Genomic DNA, 21,659 nt, shown 5'->3' with positions numbered 1-21,659 from the left:
CCGGATTTTACCCTTCATAAGGAACCGCAGGCTGCAGTTACGAATTGTGGCTGCACGAATGAAGGACAGGAGAAAAAGACATGAAAAAGTCCCTTTACGCCGCCGCTTCGGCCGTAGCGCTTGGCGCGTTCGCCGCTCCGGCATTTGCGGGCGGTCTGACCCAGCCGATCATCGAGCCCGCCCCGGTGGCAGCGGCTCCGGCTCCGGTCGTCGTTGCGACGGGCCGTGACTGGACCGGCATCTTCGGCGGTGCGCAGCTGGGCTATGGCTGGGCGACGGCCGAAGACGACAACGGCCTCGACGAGGACTTTGACGGCGTGCTGGGCGGTGCCCACATCGGCTTCGACTATGACTTCGGTCAGTTCGTCCTGGGTGCCGAAGCCTCCTACAACGCGGCCGACATCAGCAACGACTACGGCAAGCTGGACCAGATGACCCGCCTGGGTCTGCGCGCCGGTTTTGACGCTGGCAACGCGCTGATCTACGCAACCGGTGGTTGGGCCAACGCCCGCATCGATCTGGACGGCGACCGCGCCACCGACGATGGCTACTACGCCGGTGTGGGTGTGGACTACTTCCTCGCCGACAACTGGACCGTCGGCGGTCAGCTGCTGGGCCACCGCTTCGACAACTTCAACGACTCGGGCGTTGACGTGAAGATGACCACGCTGGAAGCACGCGTGTCGTACCGCTTCTGATCCCTTCGGGATCATGCGGAAGGGCGGGTCCATCGGGCCCGCCCTTTTTCGTTGCGCAAGGTCGGGCGGTGCGTCCGGGCTTGCGGACATGGCCTTGGCGCCTCATGGCCAGCCGCCAACCGGGCGGATCCAGCGGCCCATGCCTGAATGCGCCGCTGCCCGTATTGCTCCCGTTCCGGCGACCGGGTGCAGCCCTCTCGGCGGCCGCATCTGCCGGTCGCATGGGCGAGGCGGAAGGGCATCGTCGCCGCAGGCCATGATGCAAGGCCGCTGCGGACCCCTGCAAGGCGGCAATGCCTGCGATCCTGTGTCGAAGCCCGGATCACGACATGCGTGCGATTGCCTTCACCCTGAATGCCCCGGATCGTTTTGACAGGCCTTGAAGCCGCGCGGGGCGGGCTTCCGTCAAGGCCTGCCGGACTTGGCGCGCGCGTCCTTCAGGCGGCCTGACGCTGCGCGGCAAAGGCGCAGAGCCGTTCCAGCGCGGTGACGAAGGCCCGGTCCTCGATCGTCATGGCGACGCGCACATGGCCGGCGGCGGCGGTGCCGAAGCTTTCGCCCGGCATGACGGCAATCCGTTCCTGCTCCAGCAGACGTTCGGCGAAAGCCGCGCCGGAAAGCCCGGTCGCGCGGATATCGAGCATCAGATACATCGCGCCGGAGGAGGGTATCAGCCGGACAGCCTGCTGCCGGTCCAGAACCGCCCGGGCAAGGCTGCGGCGGCGGCGGAAAGGCTCGGCCACCGCCGCTTCGAAATCCGCGCCCTGCCGAAGGGCGAAGAGCGCCGCATCCTGGATGAAGGCGGGCACGCCATAGGTCGTGTTGGTGGCCAGCACGGCAATCGCGCGGATCACCTCGGGCGGGGCGATCACCCAGCCCAGGCGCGAGCCGGTCATCGCATGGCTTTTCGACATCGAGCCGATCACCAGCGTCCGTTCGGCCATGCCGGGCAGGGCGCGCGGGCTCAGATGCGCGCCGTCCCAGATCTGGCTGTCGTAAACCTCGTCCGAGATCAGCCAGAGATCGTGATCACGGCAGACCTGTGCCACCGTTTCCAGCGTGTCACGCGACCAGACCACCCCGGTGGGATTGTTCGGCGTGTTGATCAGCAGGCTCCGCGCGCCCGGCGCATGGGCTGCCAGCACATCCGCCGTGGGCTGGAACGCATCGCGCGACCGCGTCGGCACCGGCACATCCACCGCCCCGGTGGCGCGGATCGTGCCGGGATAGGTGGCGTAATAGGGATCGATGTAAAGTGCGCGATCGCCCGGATCGCACAGCGCCATATGCGCGGCAAAAAGCCCGCCCTGACCGCCGGGCGTCACGATGACGTTTTCCCAGGTGGTGGCAACGCCGGTCTGCGCTGCGACCCGTTCGGCGATGGCCGCGCGCAGCTCCTGCTTGCCGGGGCCGAAGGAATAGCCGGTGTTGCCGGCGCGCGCGCTTTGGTCCATCGCGGCCAGGATCGCGGGATCGGTGCGCACATCGTGTTCGCCGATCGTGAGGTTGAGCACCGGCACTCCCGCGGCGAGAAGATCGCGCGTGCGGTAGTAGATCTCCCACCCGTCCGATCCGCCGCCGGTGATGGCCCCGATCCGTTCTGCCAGCTTCATGCCTGCCCCTCCTGTCTTGACGCAGGCTGAACATGGGTGCGGCGGATTTGTCAAATCACCGATGGTGATGCAGGGGGCCGGGCTGCGTGATGATCGGTATTTTCAGGGGCAGGGCGCGGCAGGGGCTTGGCAGCGACCGATGGCCACGCTAGGGTTGCGCCATGAAGAACGCTGCGATCATCTGCATCGGCTGCATTATCCGCTGACACTGTCAGGCGGGCGCTCTTCGTATTTCCAACCCGGATCGAAGCTGGTACCCGCCGCAGGGAAGGCGCAACCACGGGCGGGAACCATGAGCGGGATCAGACTGTACAACACGCGGACGCGGCAGGTCGAGGCGCTGGTGCCGATCACGCCCGGAAACCTGCGCATGTATGTCTGCGGCCCGACGGTCTATGACCGGGCGCATCTGGGCAATGCCCGGCCGGTGGTGGTGTTCGACACGCTGTTCCGGCTGCTGCGCCATCTTCATGGTGCCGCGCATGTGACCTATGTGCGCAACTTCACCGATGTGGACGACAAGATAAATGCAAAGGCCGCGGAAACCGGCCGCCCGATCCGCGAGATCACCGACGAGACGATCGGCTGGTATCACGCCGACATGGACGCGCTGGGGGCGCTGCGCCCCACGCATGAGCCGCGCGCGACCGAGTTCATCGGCGCGATGATCGCCATGATCGGCACGCTGATCGAGGGGGGGCATGCCTATGAGGCGGAAGGGCATGTGCTGTTCGACGTGCGCAGCTATCCCGGCTATGGCCAGCTGTCGGGGCGCAGCGTCGATGACATGATTGCAGGGGCGCGGGTCGAGGTGGCGCCCTACAAGCGCGATCCGATGGATTTCGTGCTGTGGAAGCCTTCGGAGGCGGATCTGCCGGGATGGGACAGCCCCTGGGGCCGGGGCCGTCCGGGGTGGCATATCGAATGTTCAGCCATGGCGCATGAGCTGCTGGGCGACAGCTTCGACATCCATGGGGGCGGGATCGATCTGCAGTTCCCGCATCACGAAAACGAGGTGGCGCAAAGCTGCTGCGCGCATCCGCAGGGCGGGTTCGCGCGGATCTGGATGCATAACGAGATGCTGCTGGTCGATGGCCGGAAGATGTCCAAGAGCCTTGGCAACTTCTTCACGGTGCGTGACCTGCTGGATCAGGGTGTGCCGGGCGAGGTGATCCGGATGGTGTTCCTGTCCACCCATTACGGCAAGCCGATGGACTGGACCCGCGCCAAGGCGCAGGAGGCCGAGGCGGTGTTGCGCCGGTGGCGAGGGCTTGTCGCGGGCATCGAGCCCGCGCCAAGCCCGGCGCCCGCTGTCCTCGATGCGCTTTGTGACGATCTCAATACCGCGGGCGCCCTTGCCGCGTTGCACCGTCTGGCGACCGAGGGGGATGTGGCGGGGCTTCTGGCCTCGGCCCGGCTGATGGGCCTGCTGGAGCCTGCGATGGGCGCCTGGGCCGAGGCGCCCCAGGTTCCGGCCGAGGTGGCCGCATTGATCGAGCGGCTGATCGCGGCGCGGGCCGAGGCGCGCCGCCAGCGCGACTTTGCCCGCGCCGATGCGCTGCGCGATGCCTTCGCCGCCGCGGGCGTGACCGTGACCGACGGCCCCGAGGGCGCGCGCTGGGAGGCGACGCCCACCTTCGACCCGTCGCGGCTGGAGGGCCTCGGATGAGCCGCACGCGCCTTTTCCTTTACGACACCACGCTGCGCGACGGCCAGCAGACCCAGGGTGTGCAGTTTTCGACCGCCGAGAAGCTGCAGATCGCGGCGATGCTGGATGAGCTGGGCGTTGACTACATCGAGGGCGGCTGGCCCGGCGCCAACCCGACCGACAGCGAGTTCTTCGACCATCCCCCACAGCTGCGCGCCCGCCTTGCCGCCTTTGGCATGACCAAGCGCGCCGGGCGTTCGGCCGCGAATGACGAGGTGCTGGCGGCGGTTCTGAACGCGGGCACCGGGACGGTCTGCCTTGTGGGCAAGACCCATGACTTTCACGTCACCACCGCGCTGGGCATCAGCCTTGAGGAGAACCTGCGCAACATCTCGGAGTCGGTCGCGCATCTGGTCGCCGCGGGGCGCGAGGCGCTGTTTGACGCCGAGCATTTCTTTGACGGCTGGAAAGCCAACCCGTCCTATGCGCTGGAGTGTCTTCAGGCGGCGCTTGCGGCGGGGGCGCGCTGGATCGTGCTGTGCGACACCAACGGCGGCACCCTGCCTTCGGAGATCGCTGCCATCACCCGCGCAGTGATCGAGAGCGGCATCCCGGGCGCGCGGCTGGGCATTCACACCCATAACGACACCGAAACGGCGGTGGCGGGCGCGCTGGCCGCGGTCGAGGCCGGGGCCTGCCAGATTCAGGGCACGCTCAACGGGCTGGGCGAACGGTGCGGAAATGCGAACCTGACGGCGCTGATCCCGACGCTCCTGCTCAAGGAACCGTGGTGCAGCCGCTATGAAACCGCGATCCGTCCCGGGGCGCTGGCGGGGCTGACGCGGATTTCGCGCCGGCTGGACGAGATCCTGAACCGGGTGCCGCAGCGGGCAGCCGCCTATGTGGGGGCCTCGGCCTTTGCCCACAAGGCGGGGCTGCACGCCAGCGCGATCCTCAAGGATCCCGCGACCTATGAGCATGTCGATCCCGCGCAGGTCGGCAACAGCCGCATCATCCCGATGAGCAACCAGGCAGGCCAGTCGAACCTGCGCGCACGCCTGGTCGAGGCGGGGATCCGCGTCGCGCCGAATGATCCGGCGCTGGCGCGCATCCTGGACCGGATCAAGCAGCGCGAGGACCGCGGCTACAGCTATGACACGGCGCAGGCCAGTTTCGAGCTGATCGCGCGCGAAGAACTGGGCCTGCTGCCGCGGTTCTTCGAGGTCAAGCGCTATCGCGTGACGATCGAGCGGCGCAAGAACAAGTATGACCAGACCGTCAGCCTGTCCGAGGCGGTGGTCGTGGTCAAGATCGGCGACCACAAGATGCTGTCGGTGTCGGAATCGATGGAAGACGGCGGCGACCGGGGGCCTGTCAACGCGCTGGCCAAGGCGCTTGCCAAGGATCTTGGGCCCTATCAGGCGCTGATCGACGACATGCGGCTGGTGGACTTCAAGGTCCGCATCACCCAGGGCGGAACCGAGGCGGTGACCCGCGTGATCATCGACAGCGAGGACGGCCAGGGCCGGCGCTGGGCGACGGTGGGTGTCTCGGCCAATATAGTCGATGCCTCGTTCGAGGCGCTGCTGGATGCGATCAACTGGAAACTTGTGCGCGACGGGGCGCAGCCGGCATGAGCGACAGGGCCTTCTTCACGATCCATTCGGGGCTGAAGCGCGAAGGTCCGGGCGGGCCCGACAGCCTGAACGCGGCGCTGCGTGTCGCAGCCCCGCCGCGCAATGCGCGCATCCTTGATGCCGGCTGCGGCCCCGGTCCGGACATCGCGACGCTTCTGGACCACGCGCCCGAGGGGCATGTCATGGCGCTCGATCTGCATGCGGATTTCATCGAGCGGGTGGCTGCGGCCTGGGCCGGCGACGACCGCGTGACGGCGCGGCAGGGCGACATGGCGGATCCGGGCGGCCCCTATGATCTGATCTGGTCGGCGGGGGCGATCTATCAGCTGGGAATCACGCCAACCCTTCAGGCCTGGCGCGCGGCCCTTGCCCCCGGGGGCAAGGTGGCCTTCACCGACATCGCCTGGCGCCGGCCCGACCCTTCGCCCGAGGCCCGGGCCTTCTGGCAGAGCTATCCGGCGATGACCGATGCCGAAGGCATTGCCGCGCAGGTGCGGGCCGCAGGCTTCAGGCTGGTCCATCAGGCCTTCGTGCCGGACAGCGAGTGGGAGGCCTATTACGCCCCGCTGGCCCGACGGGTGGCGCAGTTGCGCGCGGAGGGGCCGGATGCGGATCTGGCGCAGGAACTGGATGAAACCGAGCGCGAGATCGCGCTTTGGCGCGACCACGGCTCCGACTACGGCTATCTCTGCTGCGTGGTGGTGCCGGAATGACCGCATCTGCCATCAGGCGCGCGTCTGCGGATATTCGCGGCGCTGCGCAGGAACCGGGAGGGCAGCCATGAACCGGACGGATACGGCAGATCTGGCCGCGCTCGCGCAGTTGGTCGAGCGGGGCGACCCGGATCGTTTTCTTGCGCTGATGGCCGCGCCACCGGCCGCGCGGGCGCCGCTTTTGCCGCTTTACGCCTTCAACCTTGAAGTGGCGCGGGCGGCCTGGGCCTCGTCCGAGCCGATGATCGCCGAGATGCGGCTGCAGTTCTGGCAGGATACGATCGAGGCGATCGGGGCCGGCACAACGCCCCGCGGCGCCGAGGTGATCGGCCCGCTTGCCGCGGTGATCCGGGCCCATGACCTGCCGCTGCCGCTGTTTGCGGCGCTGATCGAGGCGCGGCGCTGGGATATCTACCGCGCGCCCTTTGCCGATGCCGCCGCCTTCGAGGCGCATCTGCAGGCGACCGCCGGCAATCTGATGTGGCTTGCGGCCCTCGCGCTGGGTGCGCCCGGCGCGGCCGAACCGGTGGTGCGCGATTTCGCCCAGGGGGCGGGCCTTGCCAACTGGCTGATGGCAGTGCCGGCGCTCGAGGCGCGCGGGCGCATTCCGCTGGTCGATGGCCGGCCCGGGGCGGTGGCGGCGCTGGCGCGGTCGGGCCTGGGCCGCATCCGTGCCGCCCGGGCACGACGCGCCGATCTGCCCCGCCGCGCGGCGCCGGCGCTTCTGCCCGGATGGCAGGCGGGGGCGCTTCTGGCGCAGGCCGCGCGCGATCCGCGTCGGGTGGCCGACGGGGGCCTTGCGCAATCGGAATTCGCGCGGCGCGGCAGCCTGCTGCTGCGGGCCACGACGGGGCGCTGGTAGAGGCGCGTTGGTCAGGCGGGCGCTGGCAGATGGGCAGTAAGGCTCAGGCCTGACGGGGCTGCATCGCCAGCCAGATCAGCGCGCCGCCCGCCAGCACCAGGAACGGCGCCATGGCCAGGTTGACGGCCTGCCAGCCGGCCTCGACCGACCCGCCCGAGCAGTTCATCAACCCGCCCGAGCTGAACGAGGCCAGCGTCACGCCGCCAAAGACGATGAAATCGTTCAGGCCCTGCATCCGCCCGCGCTCTTCGGGCCGGTGGGCGGTGGTCAGCATCGCGGTGGCCCCGATGAAGCCAAAGTTCCAGCCCAGCCCCAGCAGGATCAGCGCGGCGAAGAAATGCTCAAGCTCCACCCCCATCAGCGCAACACCCCCCGAAAGCGCAAGGATCAGCAGGCCAAGGCCCACGATCCGTTCGACCCCGAAGCGGGCGATCAGATGGCCGGTGAAGAAACTCGGCACATACATCGCCAGCACATGCGCGGTGACCACATCGGCGGCGTCCGAGGTTTCAAACCCGCACCCCACGACGGCCAGGGGGGACGAGGTCATCACCAGGTTCATCAGGGCATAGGACACGGTGGCGCAGATCACCGCAACGGCAATGCGCGGGGTGCGCAGAAGCTCCATCCGGCTGCGGCCGCGCGGGGCGTCGGCCGCAGGGGCGGGTGGGCGCGGAATGTCGAGGAAGGCGAACAGGAACATGCCGCCAAGGTTCAGCGCGATCACCGCGAGATAGGTGCCCAGGAAAGGCACCACCATCGTCTCGGCCGTGACCTTGACCAGCTGCGGCCCCACCACCGCCGACAGAAGCCCCCCGGCCATCACATAGGAAATCGCCTTGGGCCGGAAGCTGTCCGAAGCGGTATCGGCCGCGGCGAAGCGATAGAACCCCTGCGCCGACATATACATGCCCGAAAACAGCGCCCCCAGCACGAACAGCGGGAACGAGGCTGTCAGCAGCCCCCAGGCGCCCAACCCCGCACCGAAACTGCCGCCAAGCGCGCCGATGACAAAGCCCGCCCGCCGCCCATAGCGTTGCATCAGCGCCGAAAGCGGCGTCGCCGTCAGCATCGAGCCGATGACCATGGCCGAAATGGGCAGCGTGGCCCAGCAGGCGTTCTGCGCCAGCGACTGCCCTGCAAGCCCCGCGATCGTGAAGATCATCGGCATCTGTGCGCCCAGGATCGCCTGTGCAGCCACCAGCACGAACACGTTGCGCCGCGCGCGGCCGTCGAAGGCGGGGGGAAGGGCTGTCTCGCTCATGCCCAAGCGTTAGCGCCGGGCGAGGGGCTTGGAAAGGCCCATTCTTGCGCCTAAGGTTGCACGATGGTTGGCCGTATCATCGAAACCGAAGACTGCGTGGCCGAGGGGGCCGAATGGCTTGCCCGGGCCGAGCCGCGCTTTGCCGAGGCGCTTGCCCTGACAGGGCCGCTGCCGCTGCGCCGGCGCACCGACGGGTTCTCGGCCGTCCTGGGCGCGATCGTCAGCCAGCAGGTGAGCGTGGCGGCCGCCAATGCGATCTGGGCGCGGCTGGAGGCATCGGGGTTCACCGATCCCGCGCGCCTTCTGCTGGCCTCCGAGGAGGATCTGCGCGGTTGCGGCCTGTCGCGCCAGAAGATCCGCTATGCCCGGGCGCTGGCCGAGGCGGGGCTCGATTTTCACGCGCTGCGCCTCGTGCCCGACGAAGACCTGGTGACGCAGCTTACCGCGCTGCCGGGAATCGGGCGCTGGACGGCCGAAATCTATGCGATGTTTTCGCTCGGGCGGGCGGATGTCTTTGCCCCTGCCGATCTGGCGTTGCAGGAAGCCGCGCGGATCCTGTTCGACCTGCCCGAACGGCCGCGCGAAAAGGCGCTGCGCACGATGGCCGAAGCCTGGTCGCCCTGGCGGGCGGTTGCCGCGCGGCTGCTCTGGGCCTATTACCGGGTGGCGAAGGAACGCGAGGGGATCAGATGAGCGGATTGAACTTTGGCCGGCATGCGCCGAAATCGGGGCAGGTGCGCAATGCAGTGATCTTTGTGCACGGATACGGCGCCGATGGGCGCGACCTGCTGGGCCTTGCAGATCCGCTGGCCCCGCATCTGCCCGACACGGTGTTCTATGCCCCGGACGCGCCCGAACCCTGCCGCAACAATCCGTTCGGCTTTCAGTGGTTTCCGATCCCGCGCATGGACAATTCCACCGAGGCCGAGGCGCGCGCCTCGCTGGTGAAATCCGCCGGGCTTCTGGATGCCTTTCTTGACAAGGTGCTTGAAGATGAGGGCCTAACCCCTTCACAAATCGCGCTTGTCGGATTTTCCCAAGGCACGATGATGAGCCTGCATGTCGCCCCGCGCCGGGCCGAGCCGGTGGCGGCGGTGGTCGGATTTTCGGGGCGGCTTCTGTCGCCGGAAAGCCTTGCGGCAGAAACCCGCTGCCGGCCTCCGGTGCTGCTGGTGCATGGCGATGCCGATGACGTGGTGCCGGTGCAATCGCTGCCCGAGGCCGCGCAGGCGCTCGAGGCGGCGGGGTTCGATGTCTACGGTCATGTCTCCAAGGGCACGGCGCATGGGATCGCCCCCGACGGGCTGTCGCTGGCGCTGTCGTTCCTGCGGGACCGGTTCGGGATCAGGGGCTGAGACGGGCAGGACCCTGGCGCGCGGGCGCGGCCGGCAGAGTGGCCCGCATCCGGACCCGGGCGCCCTGTCACATGAATGACAAACGCAAACGTTACACAGCCTGCGACGATCACCGCATCTTGCGGGGCTTGTCAGGCGGGAAACGCCATATATAGTGACGGGAGCTGGGGCGGGTTCGTCCTGCCTTGGTGCCGGTCACGGCAGACGAGGCGGAAACGGAGTCGATCATGGACGGGGATTTCAGGACGAGTTTCGTGCGCGAACCAGCCGCGCTCAGGCATTATCCGGCGCTGGTGCTGAACGCGGATTACCGTCCGCTGTCCTATTACCCCCTGTCGCTCTGGCCCTGGCAGGAGGCGGTGAAGGCGGCCTTCATGGACCGGGTCAGCATCATCGCCGAATATGACGAGGTGGTGCGCAGTCCGACGACGGTGATCCGAATACCCTCGGTCGTGGTGCTCAAGGATTATGTAAAACCGCAAAAGCGCGTGGCCTTCACGCGCTTTAATCTTTTTCTGAGGGACGAGTTTTCCTGCCAGTACTGCGGCGCGAAGGGCGATCTGACCTTCGATCACGTGGTGCCGCGGGCGCGCGGCGGGATCACCAGCTGGGAAAACGTGGTGGCCGCCTGTTCGCCCTGCAACCTGCGCAAGGGCTCCAAGACGCTGCGCCAGTCGGGCCTGTCGCTGCGCCGTCCGCCGCGCCAGCCTTCGGCCGAGGAAATGCGCAATGTCGGGCGCCGCTTCCCGCCGAATTACCTGCACGACAGCTGGCTGGACTTCCTCTACTGGGATCAGGAGCTTGATGCCTGATTTTTCGCCACGCCCGCGCAGATCCCCGCCTTTGGGCGAATGAGCAGGGCAAAGCGCTTGTGGGTGCCGCGGGCGGTGCTAGACTCGATGCCGGCGGGCTGCTAGGTGTCCGTTAGCGCTAACAGACGCAGGCGGAGATAGAGATGGTTTCGCGCGTAATCCCGGTCGATCGTTTCGATCTGGTCATCTTTGGTGGCACCGGCGATCTGGCCCGCCGCAAGATCCTGCCAGGGCTCTACCGGCGGTTCCTGGCCGGCCAGATGCCCGAAGGCAGCCGCATCATCGGCGCCGCGCGCACGGAAATGGACCGCGAGGCCTTCCGCAATTTCGTTGCCGAGGCGCTTGACGAGTTCGTTGCGCCAGGCAAGCGCGAGGCCGCAGTGGTGGCGCGGTTTCTGGAGGGGCTGGACTATGTCGCCATCGATGCGCGCGGCGAGGGTGGCTGGGACGCCCTCGCGGGGCTGATGCGCAAGGATGTGGTGCGCGCCTTCTACTTTTCGGTCGCGCCGGCGCTGTTTGGCGATATCGCCGAACGCCTGCACCAGTTCGGCATTGCCGACGGCGACAGCCGGATCGTGGTGGAAAAGCCCTTTGGCCGCGACCGTGACAGCGCCCGCAAGCTCAATGCCGTGCTGGCGCGTCATTTCGACGAAACGCAGATCTATCGGATCGATCATTATCTGGGCAAGGAGACGGTCCAGAACCTGATGGCAGTGCGCTTTGCCAATATCCTGTTCGAGCCGCTCTGGAACGCCCAATACGTCGATCATGTGCAGATCACCGTGGCGGAAACCGTCGGCGTGGGCGGGCGCGGCAGTTACTACGACAAGTCGGGTGCGATGCGCGACATGGTGCAGAACCACCTGATGCAGCTTCTGTGCCTGATCGCGATGGAGCCGCCGAACCGGTTCGAGCCTGACGCGGTGCGCGACGAAAAGCTCAAGGTCATCCGCGCGCTCGATCCGGTTGCACCCGAACATATCGTGCGCGGCCAGTATCAGGCCGGGCAGGGCCAGCCGGGCTATCTGGCCGATGCGGAAAATCCGGCAAGCCGCACCGAAAGCTATATCGCGCTCAAGGTGCAGATCTCGAACTGGCGCTGGAAGGGCACGCCCTTCTACCTGCGCACCGGCAAGCGGCTGCGCGCCCGCGCCAGTGAAATCGCGATCACCTTCAAGGAACCGCCGCATTCCATCTTCGAACAGGAAGAAGGCTGGAAGGAAAACGTGCTGGTGATCCGGCTGCAGCCGAATGAGGGCATCAACCTCAAGGTGATGATCAAGGAACCGGGCCCGGGGGGAATGCGGCTGACGCAGGTGCCGCTGGACATGTCCTTTGCCGAGGCACTGGGCGAGGAGGGCGCCGACATTCCGGATGCCTATGAACGGCTGATCATGGATGTGATCCGCGGCAACCAGACGCTGTTCATGCGCGGCGATGAGGTGGAGGCCGCCTGGGCCTGGACCGATCCGATCATCGCCGCCTGGGAGGCGCGGGGCGACCGGCCCAAGCCCTATGACGCCGGAACCTCGGGGCCGGAGGATGCGTTGATGCTTCTGCATCGCGACGGGCGCCGCTGGCGGGAGATCAGGGAATGAAGTTCTGCGACTATCCCGACCGGGAACTTATGATGCTGAGCCTTGCCGACCGGATCGCGGGCGAACTGGCCGATTTCCTGCGCCGTCAGGACCGCGCGACGCTGTGCGTGCCGGGCGGCAGCACGCCGGGGCCGGTGTTCGACACGCTGTCGGGCACCGATATCGACTGGTCGCGGGTCTCGGTCCTTCTGAATGACGAACGCTGGGTGCCGGAAAGTTCGCCCCGGTCGAACACGCGGCTGCTGCGCGAACGGCTGTTGCGCGACCGTGCCGCAGCGGCACAGCTGCTGCCGCTGCATCTGAACACTGCCACCCCCGAAGAGGCGCTGGACGACCTGGCCGAAGAGATCCGCCCGCATCTGCCGATCTCGGTTCTCTTGCTCGGGATGGGGGCCGACATGCACACGGCTTCGCTGTTCCCCGGCGCCGACCGGCTGGCCGAGGCGCTGGCCCCGGATGCGCCGCCGGTCATGGCGCTGCGGGCCGAGGCGGCGGGCGAACCCCGCATCACGCTGACCGCGCCGGTGCTGAAAGAGGCGATGCGCATCCATCTTCTGATCACCGGCCCCGAAAAGCGCGCGGCGCTGGAACGCGCCCAGGGGCTTGACGTGATGGAGGCGCCGGTCCGGGCGATCCTTGCCGATGCAACCGTCCACTGGGCCGAATGACGGCCCGCATTGCGCGAATTGAAGAAATGAGGGGTTCATGAGTATCTGGGATGATCTGGCGTCGCGCCATGCGGCGGTGAAGGAGCGTGCGATCCTGTCGCTGTTCGATGATCGGCGCGCGGCCGAATTCTCGGCCCGGTTCGGGGCGCTGCTGTTCGATTATTCCAAGACCAACATCGATGCCGAAACCCGCGACCTGCTTCTTGGCCTGGCCGAAGGCGCAGGGCTTGCCGCGCGGCGCGAGGCCATGTTCACCGGTGCCCGGATCAACGAGACCGAGGGCAGGGCCGTCCTGCACACCGCGCTGCGCAATCCCGATGCACAGGTCATTGTCGATGGGCGGGATGTCATGCCGGGGGTGCGCGAAACGCTGGCGCGGATGGAGGCCTTTGCCGAGGATGTGCGCGCGGGCCGCTTCCTGGGGCAGGGCGGGGCGATCACCGATGTGGTGAACATCGGCATCGGCGGCTCGGATCTGGGGCCGGCGATGGCGGTGCTGGCGCTTGCGCCCTATCATTCCGGCCCGCGCTGTCATTTCGTGTCGAATGTCGATGGCGCCCATGTGGCGGACACGCTGAAGGATCTGAACCCGGAAACCACGCTGATCATCGTCGCTTCCAAGACCTTCACCACGATCGAGACCATGACAAATGCCGATACGGCGCGCGCCTGGATGGCGGCGCGTGTGGCCGAGCCTGCGGCGCAATTCGCGGCACTGTCCTCGGCCTCGGACCGGACCGGCGCCTATGGAATCGATCCGGCGCGGGTGTTCGGCTTCGAGGACTGGGTCGGCGGGCGCTATTCGATGTGGGGGCCGATCGGCCTCTCGCTCATGATCGCGATCGGGCCGGAACGGTTCCGCGAGTTTCTGGCCGGCGGCGCGGCGATGGATGCCCATTTCCGCAGCGCACCGCTGGCGGAAAACCTGCCGGTCCTGCTGGCGCTGGTCGGCATCTGGCACAACCAGATCTGCGGCCACGCCACCCGTGCGGTGCTGCCCTATGACCAGCGGCTGCTGCGCCTGCCCGCCTATCTGCAACAGCTCGAGATGGAATCGAACGGCAAGCGGGTGGCAATGGATGGCAGCGATCTCGCCCGGCATTCCGGCCCCGTGGTCTGGGGCGAGCCCGGCACCAACGGCCAGCACGCCTTCTACCAGCTGATCCATCAGGGCACCCGGGTCGTTCCCTGCGAATTCCTTCTGGCGGCGCAGGGCCATGAACCCGATCTGGCCCATCACCACCGGCTTCTGGTCGCCAATTGCCTCGCGCAGTCCGAAGCCCTGCTGCGTGGCCGCAGCCTGGAGGAGGCGCGCGCGATGCTTGAGCAGAAGGGCTTGTCCGGGGCCGAGCTGGACCGTCAGGCCCGCCACCGGGTCTTTCCCGGCAACCGCCCCTCGACCACGCTGGCCTATCCGCAGCTGACCCCGGAGGTTCTGGGCCAGATCATCGCGCTTTACGAACACCGGGTCTTTGTCGAGGGCGTGATCCTTGGCATCAACAGCTTCGACCAATGGGGGGTCGAACTGGGCAAGGAACTGGCCGTGGCGCTGCAACCGATGATCGAGGGCGGGCCGGTTCCCGACGACAAGGATGGCTCGACCCGGCAGTTGCTGGCCTTCGTGCGCGGCCACTGAGGCAGGTCCCGGCCGGCCAGGCCCGGGGATTGCCGCTGGCTTGCGGCGCCGTCGGAGGCACTCCACCTGGGCGCCGAGCCCTGCGAGAGGCGGCCCGACCGTCGCCTGGCTTCGCGTCTGCGACCGGTTGCACATCAATTCCTGCAGCCGGGATCCCGTGCCCATGAGGGCCGGGCATCCGTGCTGGCCACCGGGAAGAGTTGCCCGCGCCCGGGCGCCCGGGGCCAAGAGGTATCCCGGATGCACGTGGCTGCCCCTGACCTCGGCTCTTGGATCGGAACCCGCCGTCAGGCCCAGGGTGGAAGGCAAAGCCGGGGTCAGCCTTGCGCCGCTTTGGCGGCATCCCCGGGGCCTCCGGATCGGCTCAGGTTTCCGTCGCGACGGCGCCGCCGCTTGCGGCCCTCGCCACATCAGGGCCGGTCGGGTTGCGCGCCTGGCTCTGCCGCATGGGCAGCGCCAGCGCGTCCGGATACGAACCCGCCGCGCGGAGGCCACGCCCGGCGCAGCTCGCGTCAGGGGCTATCGGCCGGCCAACCCGTGACGCGCCCAAGGCGCGGCCGATCCCCGCTGCAATCCGCGGTCTGGAACGCACGGTCCTCGGCGCGGTCCGGGGGGATGGGATGCGGTCTGCCAGAGCCAGGTCGCGTTGCGCCCTGCGTGGCGGCCCGGGGAATGCTGCGGTACGGGATGAACAGCTGCGGGACAGATGCCTTCCCATCGCGTGCGTCGTCGGCGGCTCCGGCGCCCGTCAGCCGGGGACTGAACGCGGCCTTGGCCGAGGCGCCACGGCGGTGGCAGACCGGTCTCGACCGGGCCTGCAGCTCTCGCCCGGGCGCAGGATCGCCCGGGCAGCTTTTGGCGGAGATGTCAGGCCTGTGCGGCCACCACGATGATCTCGACCTTGTAGTCCGGCGTCGCAAGGCGGGATTCGCCGGTGGCGCGGGCCGGAGTGTGGCCCTGCGGCACCCAGCTGTCCCAGACGGCGTTCATTTCGGCGAAATCCGCCATGTCGGCCATCCAGATCTGCGCCGAGAGGATCCGGGTCTTGTCCGAACCGGCGGCGGCGAGCAGGCGGTCGATCTCGGACAGGATGGTGCGGGTCTGGTCCGTCACGCTCGCGCCCGGAGCGCCGACCTGACCGGCCAGATAGACCAGTCCGTTGTGGATGACGGCCTGGCTCATGCGCGGGCCGGTTTCGAGGCGGGTGATGTCGCTCATCTCTGTCTCCCTGATACTGCGATGCTCTCGTGCTACCTGCTTCGGGCCCGGCGCACCAGAGGCGGCGGGTCGGGCGCTGCGCGCCCCGTGTCTTCGATCATCTTCCGACCCTCGCCCGGCTGCGCCCCGCATGGCCCTTGCCGCGCAAGAACCGTTCGCGGGGCGAGGCGCGTACCGGCCCGGGGCGCGAGAGGGGGGAGGCCCGTCGGGGCAGGTGATCCGCGGCGGCGTCGGGACAAACCGCGGAACCGGGGGGTGACGGCCTGCCGTTCATGCCGGCCCGGAAGGCGCTGCAGAACAGGGCGCCTTTGCAGCCCGCGCGGATCGGACAGGGTCTGTCGGGGCAAGGTCGGGGCGAAGAGCATTCCTGCCGCAGCCGGCAGATTCCTGCATGGGCGCGCGCGGTGACAGGGCCGGGTCGCGGCGCGCGCAGATGGAGGGGGGGCGCCGGGGGTGCGGGGTGCCGGTGCGGGGCCGCGCCGGCGTTCCCGTGCCGGCCTGTGCCGGGCGCGCGCCTTTGCAGCGCCCGGCACAATCGGATCAGTCCTCGGAACGGCGGTTCGTGGAATGGTCCTTGTACTGTTCGGTCTGCACATGCCGGCTGTCGAGCCCCCGTTCGGGCGAGTGCTGTGCCTTGTCACGATTCGACAGGACGATGTTCTCGGGGATATCGGCGCTGTCCACCTCGGTCATGGCGCCTGTGCCGTCGCCCTTGCCCTGATGCCCCACTCCGAAGTGTTTGCGGTCAGCTTTGGCCATCTTGTCCTCCTGATGTTCTCCCGTCGGGCCCGTGCCCGGGGAAGGCCCTTCCTGCCCGGGTGTGAGCCAGGCCCGCCCTCCGTTCGGGATGCAGGACTCAACCGGGCGGCGGCGGACTTGTTCCGGCGCGGCGGTCGGACCGGCAGCCTTCCGCCCGGCCTGCACCGCAAAAGGCCCGCAGCGTTCTGCTGCGGGCCTTCGGGTGTTCTGCAAGGCTCAGCCGAGGGCTGAAGCCCGATCAGGCGTCGGTGTCACCTTCGTAGTCGGGCATCGCGTCCAGGGTGTCCTGCTCGATGCTCAGCTCGATGGCATAGTCGTCGCCATTCTCGCCCTCGACCACGTCGAAGCTGAGCGAGTCGAGCTCAACCTGACGGCCGTCGAGGTCAACCACGATGGCGCGGATCATCTCTTCGCCCTCGTCGAAGGTCAGGACCTCGCTCACCGTGCCGATCTCGTCGCCATTGCTGCCGCGGACGGTTGCGCCCTCGAGATCCTGGGGATCGACATCTGCCAGCTGCACCGAACCTTCGGCGCCTTCGGTGTCGAAGTCCATTTCGACGTTGGGGTCGACGCCCGTGTCAGTGCCCATGCCCGGGCCGGTGTTCATATCGGTTCCGGTGCCCGTATCGACGCCCGTGCCGGTGCCCACGCCCGTATCTACGCCCGTGCCGGTTCCGGTATCCGTGCCGACGCCGGTGCCGGTGTCGAGGCCGGTGCCGGCGCCCGTGCCGGTGTCAGTGCCAACACCCGTGTCAACGCCGGTGCCTGCGCCCGTGCCGACACCCGTATCCACGCCGGTGCCTGCGCCCGTGCCGACACCCGTATCCACGCCGGTGCCAACACCGGTGTCAACGCCCGTGCCGACGCCGGTGTCGGGGGTGGTCGTCGTGTCCTGCGCGACGGCCGGAAGGGCGATCAGTGCGGCGGTAGCGGTGGTAAGAAACAGCTTTTTCATTCGATGTACCTCTCGTTTGGGGTTCGACCAAGGTAACCGGGCGGGCGGCCCGATGTTCCGCGCTTTTGGTCCAAATCCGCTAAGGCCCGGATTTTTGAGGCCAAAAAAATGACAGGAAATCAGCAGCTTGTTCTGCATCTACCGGTTTCTTGCGGTGCTTGGGTGCCCGTGGATGCAAGCTGTTGTTAATCAGTCTTGACAAAAACCCGGCTGTCTTAGGGCGGCATTAACCCGCGCGGGGCGACGAAAGGGGGGTGAATGACGGTGGGGGCCGACATGAAACTGGACTTCAAGCCGTTTCCGCTGGCGAATCCGCTGCGGGGCCGGATCGAGCGGCTTGCAGGCGGCCGCCTGCAGGCGATCCGGTCGCAGCCATGCGGGGCTGCAGGGCGGTGTTACTGGAATGCCGACGCGGCGGCAGAGGCATCAGGCGCTGCCGTGGTGCATGGCTGGCTCGTGTCGATCTGGCCGCATCATCTTGTCGAGATCCTGCACCATGCCGTGATCGCCCAGCCCGACGGCACGCTGCTGGACGTCACGCCCTACTACCGGGAAACCGAGCGCGTGACCTTCATTGTCGATGACTCGATCGTGCCGCCGCGCGATTATCCGGCCTATATTCCGTCCAAGTTCATGATCCTGGGCAATTCGGCGCTGGGACGGGCCTTTCGCGATGGTGCCTGGCGCCAGAACGAGATCAGCCGCGCCCTGGCGGAACGGGCGCGCGCGGCGGGCATTCCCCTGGTGCTCGGCGAACGGCTTGCCCTTCCGCGCAGCCCCGAGGTCCGGGCGCTCTGGGCGGCGCTGGCCCGGACACAGCAGGATCTGGCCCTGACGGTCGAAGCCATGCGCCAAGGCGGCGCCGGCCGTCGCCCCGAACCCCGCGTCGCGCCGAGGCAGGGCACACGCGCCGCCGCCGGCTGAGCACGTCGGGCCTGCCCGCGCCCCAGGCGTGGCACGACCCCCGCAGCAGGCGCGGCAAAGCCATTGACGCCGAGCGGAAAAACAGGCATCAGAACTGCGTCGCGGGTGTAGCTCAATGGTAGAGCAGAAGCTTCCCAAGCTTACGACGAGGGTTCGATTCCCTTCACCCGCTCCACGTCACGTCGGCCAGGCAGGGGCGAGATCAGGCGCGCGCCAGAACGGTCGCTGACCGATTGCCTCTTTGACCTTCTCCACCACACGACGGCTTGCTTCGGCCTTGCCCGGTTCGAACCTTGGGCAGGCATGGTGCAGTATCCTCTTTGGTCCTCTTTGGTCACGCGGCTTTTGTGCCATTTCGGGTCGCCGCGCAGCAGGGCCCCGGACCCGCAGCTTTTGCAGGGTGGCGGTAATGGCGTCCTCCGATGGTTCCCGGCGTTCCTCGGTCCTGATGCTTCTGCTTCGGGTCGGGATGAAGCGCAGCGCCACGAAGGCCGGCATGGAGGGCGCCCTTCGCAGGCTGCGTCGGCCGCGCCATATGCGCGCCTGCCCGGACCAGCTTGCGGACGGACATGTCACGGGCGCGCAACCGCCTGTTTGTCGTCGAGCGGGCCGAGTTCTGGCATCTCGATCAGGATCGCCGCGGCCGTCGCTGTCCCGATGCCGGGACTGGAAGCCAGAGCGCCCCGGCAGCCGCACCCGAGCCTGGAGCGAGGCAGCCATTCTGCCTGCGGGTGCAGCGCCTCTGGCCATGGCGCTTCGGACGGCGGTCCGGCGCGGCTGGGCAATCCTGGCGCGAGAGATAGGCAGTTGACTCTGCTTTTACCGCGATGCAGCGTCTGAGGTCTTTTGGCAGATCAGGAGTTTTCTCTATGGCCAAGGAGACCCGCTCGTTCGCCGTTATCGGCCTGGGAGCGTTCGGAAGCGCCGTCGCCGCCGAGCTGGCGCGGTTTGGAAATCAGGTGATCGGTGTGGACCTTGACGACCGGCGTATCGCCCAGATGGCCTCGACGCTGTCCTCGGCGGTGATCATCGACACGACCGATGAAGTCGCGCTCAGAGAAGCGGGCATCGACCAGTATGACGTCGCGCTGATCGCCATCGGCCGCGACATCCAGGCCAGCATCCTGACCACGATGAATCTCAAGATGCTGGGGATAGACACGATCTGGGTCAAGGCGTCCAACAGGACCCATCACCGCATCCTGTCGAAGCTGGGCGCCGATCGCGTGATCCTTCCCGAACAGGAAATGGGCCGGCACATCGCGCAGATGCTGAACAATCCCGTGGTTCAGGACTATGTCAGCCTTGGAAACGGGTTCAGCGTGGTGAACATCGTCATTCCTGCACGCATCAAGGGGCGAGACATCGCGTCGCTTGGCGTCGGCACGAAATACGACCTTCGCCTTCTGGGGCTGATGCGCGGGACCGAATACCGGGCCTGCGACGCCGCCGATCTGGTTCTCGAGGAGGATGACAAGCTGATCCTGCTTGGCAAGCGGCCCGAGCTGCGCCGCTTCGGCGACGCGCTCTGAACAGGCATCTTCCCATGACATCCCTTCCCAAGCGCTTCATGAGTGGCCTCATGACGACGCCGCCCCCGCTGATCCTGGCCGCCCTTTACGCCGTTCTGATCACGATCGGGGCGGCTGTCCTGATGCTGCCCGTTTCGCACCGGGTGCCGATCAGCTGGTCCGATGCGATCTTCACCTCGACCTCTGCCGTCACCGTGACCGGACTGGTCGTGATCGACACCGGCGCCGATCTGACCCTGTTCGGCCAGATGGTTGTGGCATTCCTGATCCAGATGGGCGGGCTCGGCCTGATGACCTTCGCCGTTCTGATCCTGGGCGCCCTGGGGCTGCCGGTCGGGATCACCGGCAGGATCTATCTGCGCGAAGACCTGCATCAGGCGTCGGTGCATCAGCTGACCAAGCTCGTGGGGACGATCCTCAAGGTCGTCCTGGTCTGCGAGGTCGCGGGCGCCATGTTGCTGTCGCTGACCTTCATCCCGCGGTTCGGCTTCTGGCAAGGCGTGTGGGAGGCGGTCTTCCATTCGATCTCGGCCTTCAACAATGCCGGGTTCTCGACCTTCCCGGAGGGGCTGATCCCGTTCGCGACCGACCCGATCGTGAACACCGTCATCCCCGCGCTCTTCATCGTCGGCGGCATCGGCTATATCGTGCTCCACGACATCTTCACGCAGAAGGGCTGGCGGGCCTGGTCGCTGCATACCAAGATCATGCTGACGGGAACGGCCATTCTCATCCCGTGGTCCGTTGCCATGTTCGCCATCCTGGAATGGAACAACCCGGGCACGCTCGGGCAATTCGACAGCAAGCTGGCGCGGCTGACCGTCAGCTGGTTCCAGGGCGTGACCACGCGCACGGCGGGCTTCAACACCACCGACATCGCGGCTTTGCACGACAGCACGTCGATGATGTTCATTTCGCTGATGCTGATCGGGGGCGGGCCGACCTCCACGGCCGGCGGCATCAAGGTGACGACCTTCATCGTCATGATCATCGCGACGATCGCCTTCTTCCGCAGGCAGCAGCAGCTCAACGCCTTCGGGCGCAGCATCGGCCTTGACCAGGTGCTGAAAGTCATGGCGCTGACCGCGATCAGCGTGATCCTCGTCTTTCTGGCGATCTTCCTGCTCACCGCGTCGCATGACGGCCATTTCCTCGACGTGAGTTTCGAGGTCGCGAGCGCCTTCGGCACTGTCGGCCTGTCGCGCGGCTACACGGCGGAACTCTCGGGCTTCGGTCGCGCGGTCATCATCGCGATCATGTTCCTCGGTCGCGTGGGCCCGTTGACGCTGGGCTTCTTCCTTGCAACACGTGCGGTCCCGCGCGTGCGCTATCCGGCAGGCAGGGTGTTCCTGGGCTGAGCCGAGAGGCCACAGGCGGGCAAACGCCTCGGGCAGGCGCAGGCCTTGCAGGCGGGGTTGATCCGCCTTGTGGCCGGCAGGTGCGTCATTCGGCGGCGGCACGTCCCGCCTGACAGCTGCGGAAAGACGGCGGGACAAGTTGCCGCGCCTTGTTGTCCCGAGGTCTCCGGTCGGCACATCAGGCGCAGCATGGCGTGTCGGGCGACGCGAAGGCGAGGGGCGGGCCCCCGGTCCGGACCGTGCCGATCGCGGGCCTTTTCCTGCGGGCGGGGCAGCCGAAACCGCGCGGCCCGGTCCCGCGCACGGGCAGGCCAACGCCGCGGGCGGTGCGGGTTGCAGGGTGTCGATCGCCGTTACGGCGCCAAGGGGCCTGCCGCTCTCTGCCGCGGGCAGCGGCGAGCTCCGTGGG

Annotated in this window: 19 protein-coding genes and 1 tRNA gene; 15 read left to right on the top strand and 5 right to left on the bottom strand. The window is 67.5% G+C overall.

The genetic code is table 11. From position 1 onward, the window contains the following. Positions 1–80: 80 nt before the first annotated feature. A complete protein-coding gene (locus ACFQXB_RS12910; RefSeq protein ID WP_377404381.1) occupies positions 81–698 on the top strand; it encodes an outer membrane protein in 618 nt (205 codons plus the stop codon). Between the two features lie 437 nt (positions 699–1,135). Here the strand turns inward: ACFQXB_RS12910 and ACFQXB_RS12905 are convergent, their stop codons facing one another. Continuing rightward, on the bottom strand, positions 1,136–2,311 hold the full coding sequence (locus ACFQXB_RS12905; RefSeq protein WP_377404379.1) for a pyridoxal phosphate-dependent aminotransferase: 1,176 nt from the start codon (positions 2,309–2,311) through the stop codon (positions 1,136–1,138). A 292-nt stretch (positions 2,312–2,603) separates the two neighbouring features. Here ACFQXB_RS12905 and cysS point away from each other — a divergent pair, with 292 nt between their 5' ends. From cysS to ACFQXB_RS12885, 4 genes are all read left to right on the top strand, one after another. Further along, positions 2,604–3,980, top strand: coding sequence for a cysteine--tRNA ligase (cysS, locus tag ACFQXB_RS12900; protein WP_377404376.1), 1,377 nt, complete (start codon positions 2,604–2,606; stop codon positions 3,978–3,980). After that, the gene (gene cimA, locus ACFQXB_RS12895; protein ID WP_377404373.1) at positions 3,977–5,596 is read left to right on the top strand and encodes a citramalate synthase; all 1,620 of its coding nucleotides are present in this window, start codon (positions 3,977–3,979) and stop codon (positions 5,594–5,596) included. The genes cysS and cimA overlap by 4 nt, the downstream gene beginning before the upstream one ends. Then, the gene (locus ACFQXB_RS12890) at positions 5,593–6,309 is read left to right on the top strand and encodes a class I SAM-dependent methyltransferase (RefSeq protein ID WP_377404370.1); all 717 of its coding nucleotides are present in this window, start codon (positions 5,593–5,595) and stop codon (positions 6,307–6,309) included. Before cimA ends, ACFQXB_RS12890 begins: the two co-directional genes overlap by 4 nt. A gap of 67 nt (positions 6,310–6,376) precedes the next feature. Further along, positions 6,377–7,171, top strand: a complete 795-nt coding sequence (locus tag ACFQXB_RS12885; RefSeq protein ID WP_377404367.1) for a squalene/phytoene synthase family protein — start codon at positions 6,377–6,379, stop codon at positions 7,169–7,171. A gap of 43 nt (positions 7,172–7,214) precedes the next feature. Here the strand turns inward: ACFQXB_RS12885 and ACFQXB_RS12880 are convergent, their stop codons facing one another. Further along, positions 7,215–8,435 carry an MFS transporter gene (locus ACFQXB_RS12880; protein ID WP_377404364.1) on the bottom strand — a complete coding sequence of 407 codons (1,221 nt, stop codon included), beginning with the start codon at positions 8,433–8,435 and terminating at the stop codon, positions 7,215–7,217. Positions 8,436–8,498: 63 nt separating this feature from the next. Between ACFQXB_RS12880 and ACFQXB_RS12875 the strand changes: the two genes are divergently transcribed. From ACFQXB_RS12875 to pgi, 6 genes are all read left to right on the top strand, one after another. Continuing rightward, positions 8,499–9,128, top strand: a complete 630-nt coding sequence (locus ACFQXB_RS12875) for a DNA-3-methyladenine glycosylase family protein (protein WP_377404361.1) — start codon at positions 8,499–8,501, stop codon at positions 9,126–9,128. Continuing rightward, the gene (locus tag ACFQXB_RS12870; protein WP_377404358.1) at positions 9,125–9,790 is read left to right on the top strand and encodes an alpha/beta hydrolase; all 666 of its coding nucleotides are present in this window, start codon (positions 9,125–9,127) and stop codon (positions 9,788–9,790) included. The genes ACFQXB_RS12875 and ACFQXB_RS12870 overlap by 4 nt, the downstream gene beginning before the upstream one ends. Positions 9,791–10,017: 227 nt before the next feature. Then, on the top strand, positions 10,018–10,602 hold the full coding sequence (locus ACFQXB_RS12865; protein ID WP_377404355.1) for an HNH endonuclease: 585 nt from the start codon (positions 10,018–10,020) through the stop codon (positions 10,600–10,602). A gap of 143 nt (positions 10,603–10,745) precedes the next feature. After that, on the top strand, positions 10,746–12,200 hold the full coding sequence (zwf, locus tag ACFQXB_RS12860) for a glucose-6-phosphate dehydrogenase (protein ID WP_377404352.1): 1,455 nt from the start codon (positions 10,746–10,748) through the stop codon (positions 12,198–12,200). Continuing rightward, positions 12,197–12,868, top strand: a complete 672-nt coding sequence (pgl, locus tag ACFQXB_RS12855) for a 6-phosphogluconolactonase (protein ID WP_377404349.1) — start codon at positions 12,197–12,199, stop codon at positions 12,866–12,868. Before zwf ends, pgl begins: the two co-directional genes overlap by 4 nt. A gap of 37 nt (positions 12,869–12,905) precedes the next feature. Then, a complete protein-coding gene (gene pgi / locus ACFQXB_RS12850; RefSeq protein WP_377404346.1) occupies positions 12,906–14,504 on the top strand; it encodes a glucose-6-phosphate isomerase in 1,599 nt (532 codons plus the stop codon). A gap of 867 nt (positions 14,505–15,371) precedes the next feature. On the opposite strand, the gene ACFQXB_RS12845 is transcribed toward pgi, so the two are convergent. From ACFQXB_RS12845 to ACFQXB_RS12835, 3 genes are all read right to left on the bottom strand, one after another. Further along, positions 15,372–15,722: a RidA family protein gene (locus ACFQXB_RS12845; protein ID WP_377404343.1), complete on the bottom strand. Its 351-nt coding sequence runs from the start codon at positions 15,720–15,722 to the stop codon at positions 15,372–15,374. A gap of 540 nt (positions 15,723–16,262) precedes the next feature. Beyond that, on the bottom strand, positions 16,263–16,481 hold the full coding sequence (locus ACFQXB_RS12840) for a hypothetical protein (RefSeq protein WP_377404340.1): 219 nt from the start codon (positions 16,479–16,481) through the stop codon (positions 16,263–16,265). A gap of 238 nt (positions 16,482–16,719) precedes the next feature. Continuing rightward, positions 16,720–17,574, bottom strand: coding sequence for a PRC-barrel domain-containing protein (locus ACFQXB_RS12835; protein WP_377404337.1), 855 nt, complete (start codon positions 17,572–17,574; stop codon positions 16,720–16,722). A 120-nt stretch (positions 17,575–17,694) separates the two neighbouring features. Between ACFQXB_RS12835 and ACFQXB_RS12830 the strand changes: the two genes are divergently transcribed. From ACFQXB_RS12830 to ACFQXB_RS12815, 4 genes are all read left to right on the top strand, one after another. Continuing rightward, the gene (locus ACFQXB_RS12830) at positions 17,695–18,360 is read left to right on the top strand and encodes a hypothetical protein (protein WP_377404334.1); all 666 of its coding nucleotides are present in this window, start codon (positions 17,695–17,697) and stop codon (positions 18,358–18,360) included. A gap of 101 nt (positions 18,361–18,461) precedes the next feature. Continuing rightward, positions 18,462–18,535, top strand: a tRNA-Gly gene (locus ACFQXB_RS12825). Between the two features lie 694 nt (positions 18,536–19,229). After that, positions 19,230–19,892, top strand: coding sequence for a potassium channel family protein (locus ACFQXB_RS12820; protein ID WP_377404331.1), 663 nt, complete (start codon positions 19,230–19,232; stop codon positions 19,890–19,892). A gap of 50 nt (positions 19,893–19,942) precedes the next feature. Beyond that, positions 19,943–21,250 carry a TrkH family potassium uptake protein gene (locus tag ACFQXB_RS12815; RefSeq protein WP_377404328.1) on the top strand — a complete coding sequence of 436 codons (1,308 nt, stop codon included), beginning with the start codon at positions 19,943–19,945 and terminating at the stop codon, positions 21,248–21,250. The last annotated feature ends 409 nt before the right edge of the window (positions 21,251–21,659 follow it).

The sequence above is a fragment of the Halodurantibacterium daqingense genome (genome assembly GCF_042666235.1).
GTDB lineage: Bacteria > Pseudomonadota > Alphaproteobacteria > Rhodobacterales > Rhodobacteraceae > Halodurantibacterium > Halodurantibacterium daqingensis.
Note: the sequence above shows the minus strand (reverse complement) of the source record. Positions and strands in the feature narration are given on the sequence as shown.